General features: G+C 69.6%; 1 protein-coding gene. It reads left to right on the top strand.

Annotated elements, in window-relative coordinates:
• Positions 1-55: 55 nt before the first annotated feature.
• Positions 56-4,660, top strand: a complete 4,605-nt coding sequence (gene gltB / locus ACTHNQ_RS02955; protein WP_440330949.1) for a glutamate synthase large subunit — start codon at positions 56-58, stop codon at positions 4,658-4,660.
• The last annotated feature ends 27 nt before the right edge of the window (positions 4,661-4,687 follow it).

Below are 4,687 nucleotides of genomic sequence, written 5' to 3'. Positions count from 1 at the left end.
GGCGTTCCAGGGCCGACGTCGTCCCATCTTGACTATCAACGTGAGGACGGTAGGTATGGCTTCGAGCCCCCGTCACGGCGCCGCAGAGCAGGCGCCCACCCCCGCTTCGTCCGGCCGCGCCGGATTCCCGCAGAAGCAGGGGATGTACAACCCCGCTTTCGAGAAGGACGCGTGCGGCCTGGCGATGGTCGCCACGCTCCGCGGCGAGGCCGGACACGACATCATCGATCTGGCGCTGACGGCGCTGCGCAACCTCGAGCACCGCGGTGCGATCGGCTCCGACGCCGGCACCGGCGACGGCGCGGGCATCCTGACGCAGATGCCGGACGCGTTCCTGCGCGCGGTGGTCGGCTTCGTGCTGCCCCCGGTGGGGGAGTACGCGGCGGGAATGGCCTTCCTGCCCCGCGACGCCGACGCGCGCGCCGCGCAGAAGGCCGGCATCGAGCGGCTCGCCGCATCCGAGAACCTCACGGTCCTCGGCTGGCGCGAGGTCCCCACCGTCGACGACAACCTCGGCAAGCTCGCGTTCGAGGCCCGTCCGGTGTTCGAGCAGCTGTTCGTCTCGCGCCCGGCCGAGGGCGGAACCCCCGCACTGTCGGGCATCGCGCTCGACCGTCGCGCGTACCGTCTGCGCACGCGTGCCCGCAACGAGCTCGACGCCTACTTCGTCTCGCTGTCGGCGCGGACCCTCGGCTACAAGGGCATGGTCACCACCCTGCAGCTCGAGCCGTTCTACCCCGACCTCTCCGACGAGCGCTTCGCCTCGGAGCTGGCGGTCGTCCACTCTCGCTACTCGACGAACACGTTCCCGTCGTGGCCGCTGGCCCAGCCGCTGCGCATGCTCGCCCACAACGGCGAGATCAACACCGTCGGCGGCAACCGCAACTGGATGCGCGCACGTCAGTCGCAGCTGGAGTCCGAGCTGCTCGGCGACATCCAGCCGCTGCTGCCGATCTGCACCGAGGGCGCCAGCGACTCGGCTTCGTTCGACGAGGTGCTCGAGCTGCTGACGCTCACCGGCCGCAGCCTGCCGCACGCCATCATGATGATGGTGCCCGAGGCCTACGAGAAGCAGGCCGACATCAGCCCGGAGCTGCGGGACTTCTACGACTACCACTCCATGCAGATGGAGCCGTGGGACGGACCGGCCGCCCTGATCTTCACCGACGGCACCTCCGTCGGTGCGACCCTCGACCGCAACGGCCTGCGTCCAGGCCGCTGGACCGAGACCACCGACGGCCTCGTCGTGATCGGCAGCGAGACGGGCGTGCTCGACTTCGCTCCCGAGCGAATCAAGCGCCGCGGGCGCCTGCGGCCCGGCCGCATGTTCCTCGTCGACACCGCACAGCGGCGCATCATCGAGGACGAAGAGATCAAGCAGCAGCTCGCGACCCTCCAGCCCTGGGGGCTGTGGATGCGTCAGCGCCTGCAGCTGTCGGAGCTGCCGGAGCGCGAGCACATCGTGCACCCCATCGCCTCGATCACCCGCCGTCAGCGCACGTTCGGGTACACCGAGGAAGAGGTCAGGATCCTCCTCACCCCGATGGGTCAGACGGGCGCCGAGCCTCTCGGCGCGATGGGCAGCGACACCCCCGTGGCCGTGCTCAGCGAGCGTCCCCGACTGCTGTTCGACTACTTCACGCAGCAGTTCGCGCAGGTGACGAACCCGCCGCTGGACTCGATCCGCGAAGAGGTCGTCACGAGCCTGCGCACCGGCATCGGCCCGGAGCGCAACCTGCTGTCGTCCGGCCCCGACCACGCGCGCCAGATCACGATCGACTTCCCGGTGCTCGACAACGACGAGCTCGCGAAGATCCAGAACATCGAGCGCACGATGCCCGGGCGCCGCGCGGTCACGATCCGCGGGCTGTACCACTTCGACGCGGGCCCCGGCACGATGAAGGCGCGCATCGACGAGATGTGCGACGAGGTCGACGCGGCGATCGCCGACGGCGCGGAGTTCATCATCCTGTCGGACCGCGACTCCACCAAGGACCTCGTCCCGATCCCGTCGCTGCTCATGGTCTCGGCCGTGCACCACCACCTCATCCGCCAGCAGAACCGCATGAAGGTGGGGCTGCTGGTCGAGGCGGGCGATGTGCGAGAGGTGCACCACGTCGCGACGCTGCTCGGCTACGGCGCGTCGGCCGTGAACCCGTATCTCGCGATGGAGACCGTCGAGTACCTCGTGCGCTCGGGCTTCATCACCGGCATCACCCCCGAGAAGGCCGTGCGCAACGTGATCTACGCGCTCGGCAAGGGCGTGCTCAAGATCATGTCGAAGATGGGCATCTCGACCGTGTCGTCGTACACGGGCGCCCAGGTGTTCGAAGCCGTCGGCCTGTCGCAGGAGTTCGTGGACGCGTACTTCACCGGCACCGAGTCCAAGCTCGGCGGCATCGGCATCGAGGAGGTCGCAGCCGAGAACCAGGCGCGCCACGCCTTCGCCTACCCGGAGGATGCCGCAGCCCGCGCCCATGAGCGCCTGTGGACCGGCGGCGAGTACCAGTGGCGGCGGGACGGTGCCCCGCACCTGTTCAACCCCGACACGGTGTTCCGGCTGCAGCACTCGACGCGCACGCGCCGCTACGACATCTTCCGCGAGTACACGAAGCTCGTGGACGACCAGGCCAACGAGCTGAAGACGCTCCGTGGTCTGTTCGCGCTGAAGACCGAGGGACGCACGCCGGTGCCGATCGACGAGGTCGAGCCGGTGTCGTCGATCGTGAAGCGGTTCTCGACCGGCGCGATGAGCTACGGCTCGATCTCGCGCGAGGCCCACGAGACTCTCGCGATCGCCATGAACCGGATCGGCGGGAAGTCGAACACCGGCGAGGGCGGCGAGGACGTCGAGCGACTGCTCGACCCCGAGCGCCGCAGCGCGATCAAGCAGGTCGCATCGGGTCGATTCGGCGTCACGAGCCTGTACCTCACCGAGGCCGACGACATCCAGATCAAGCTCGCGCAGGGCGCAAAGCCCGGCGAGGGCGGCCAGCTGCCGCCGACGAAGGTGTACCCGTGGATCGCGCGCACGCGCGGCGGCACGGCGGGCGTGGGACTCATCTCGCCCCCGCCGCACCACGACATCTACTCGATCGAGGACCTCAAGCAGCTGATCTTCGACCTGAAGCGCGCCAACCCGGGCGCCCGGGTGCACGTGAAGCTGGTGAGCCAGTCCGGCATCGGGGCGGTCGCCGCGGGCACCGCCAAGGCGCTGGCGGACGTGATCCTCGTCTCGGGACACGACGGCGGCACGGGCGCGAGCCCGCTGAACTCGCTGAAGCACGCCGGCACGCCCTGGGAGCTCGGCCTCGCCGAGACCCAGCAGACGCTCATGCTCAACGGCATGCGCGACCGCGTGGTGGTGCAGGCCGACGGTCAGCTCAAGACCGGTCGCGACGTCATCATCGCCGCCCTGCTGGGCGCCGAGGAGTACGGCTTCGCGACGACGGCGCTCGTCGTCGAGGGCTGCATCATGATGCGGGTCTGCCACCTCGACACGTGCCCGGTGGGCGTGGCGACGCAGAATCCCGTGCTCCGCGCGCGCTTCTCGGGCAAGCCCGAGTTCGTCGTGAACTTCATGGAGTTCATCGCCGAAGAGGTCCGCGAGTACCTCGCCGAGCTCGGCTTCCGCACGCTCGACGAGGCCATCGGCCGCAGCGACCTGCTCGACGTCGACGGTGCGGTCCGGCACTGGAAGGCGAGCGGTCTCGACCTCACGCCGGTGCTCCAGGGTCCGCAGTTCGCTGAGGACGAGCCGCGCCGCAACACCACCGCGCAGCTGCACGAGCTCGACGAGCACTTCGACGTGGGCCTGCTCGAGAAGGCGCAGGACGTCATCGCGAACGGCGGCCAGGTCACGATCGACCTGCCCATCCGCAACACGGAGCGCGCCGTCGGCACCCTGCTGGGCCACCACGTCACGAAGGCCCACGGCGAGAACGGTCTGCCGTCCGGCAGCATCGTCCTCAACCTGACCGGCTCGGCGGGCCAGTCGTTCGGCGCGTTCATGCCCGCCGGCATCACGCTGCGTCTCGAGGGCGACTCCAACGACTACGTCGGCAAGGGGCTCTCGGGCGGCCAGATCGTCGTCCGCCCGCCGCGCGGCGCGACCTTCGACGCCTCGAAGAACGTCATCGCCGGCAACGTCATCGGCTACGGCGCGACGCAGGGCACGATGTTCCTGCGCGGCGTCGTCGGTGAGCGGTTCTTCGTCCGAAACTCGGGCGCCACCGCCGTGGTCGAGGGCGTGGGCGACCACGCGCTGGAGTACATGACCGGCGGTCTCGCCGTGATCCTCGGCGCCACGGGACGCAACCTGGGCGCGGGCATGTCCGGCGGCACCGCGTACATCTACCGTCTCGACAGCAAGCTCGTCAACCGCGAGGCCCTGGCCTCGGGCGAGCTGGAGCTCGGCCCCCTCGGGGCGGGCGACGCCGAGATCCTGCGCGACCTGCTCGAACAGCATGTCGCCGAAACCGATTCGACCCTCGCTCAGAGCCTCCTCGACGACTTCGAGGCGGAGAGCGAGAACTTCGTCCGGGTCCTGCCGCGCGACTACGCCGCTGTGCTGCAGACCCGCCAGGAGGCGGTCGCTCAGGGGCTCGACCCCGACGGCGACGTCGTCTGGAACCGCATCCTGGAGGTGACGGGTGGCTGACCCGAAGGGCTTTCTGAAGGTCACCGA

This window comes from Microbacterium sp. (assembly GCF_051953575.1).
Taxonomy (GTDB): domain Bacteria; phylum Actinomycetota; class Actinomycetes; order Actinomycetales; family Microbacteriaceae; genus Microbacterium.
The sequence above is the reverse complement of the archived record's forward strand: the minus strand, read 5'-3'. Positions and strand labels throughout refer to the sequence as shown.

Coding starts and splice junctions, on each gene's coding strand:
- gltB (WP_440330949.1), top strand. CDS start 56: ATGGCTTCGAGCCCCCGTCACGGCGCCGCAGAGCAGGCGCCCACCCCC.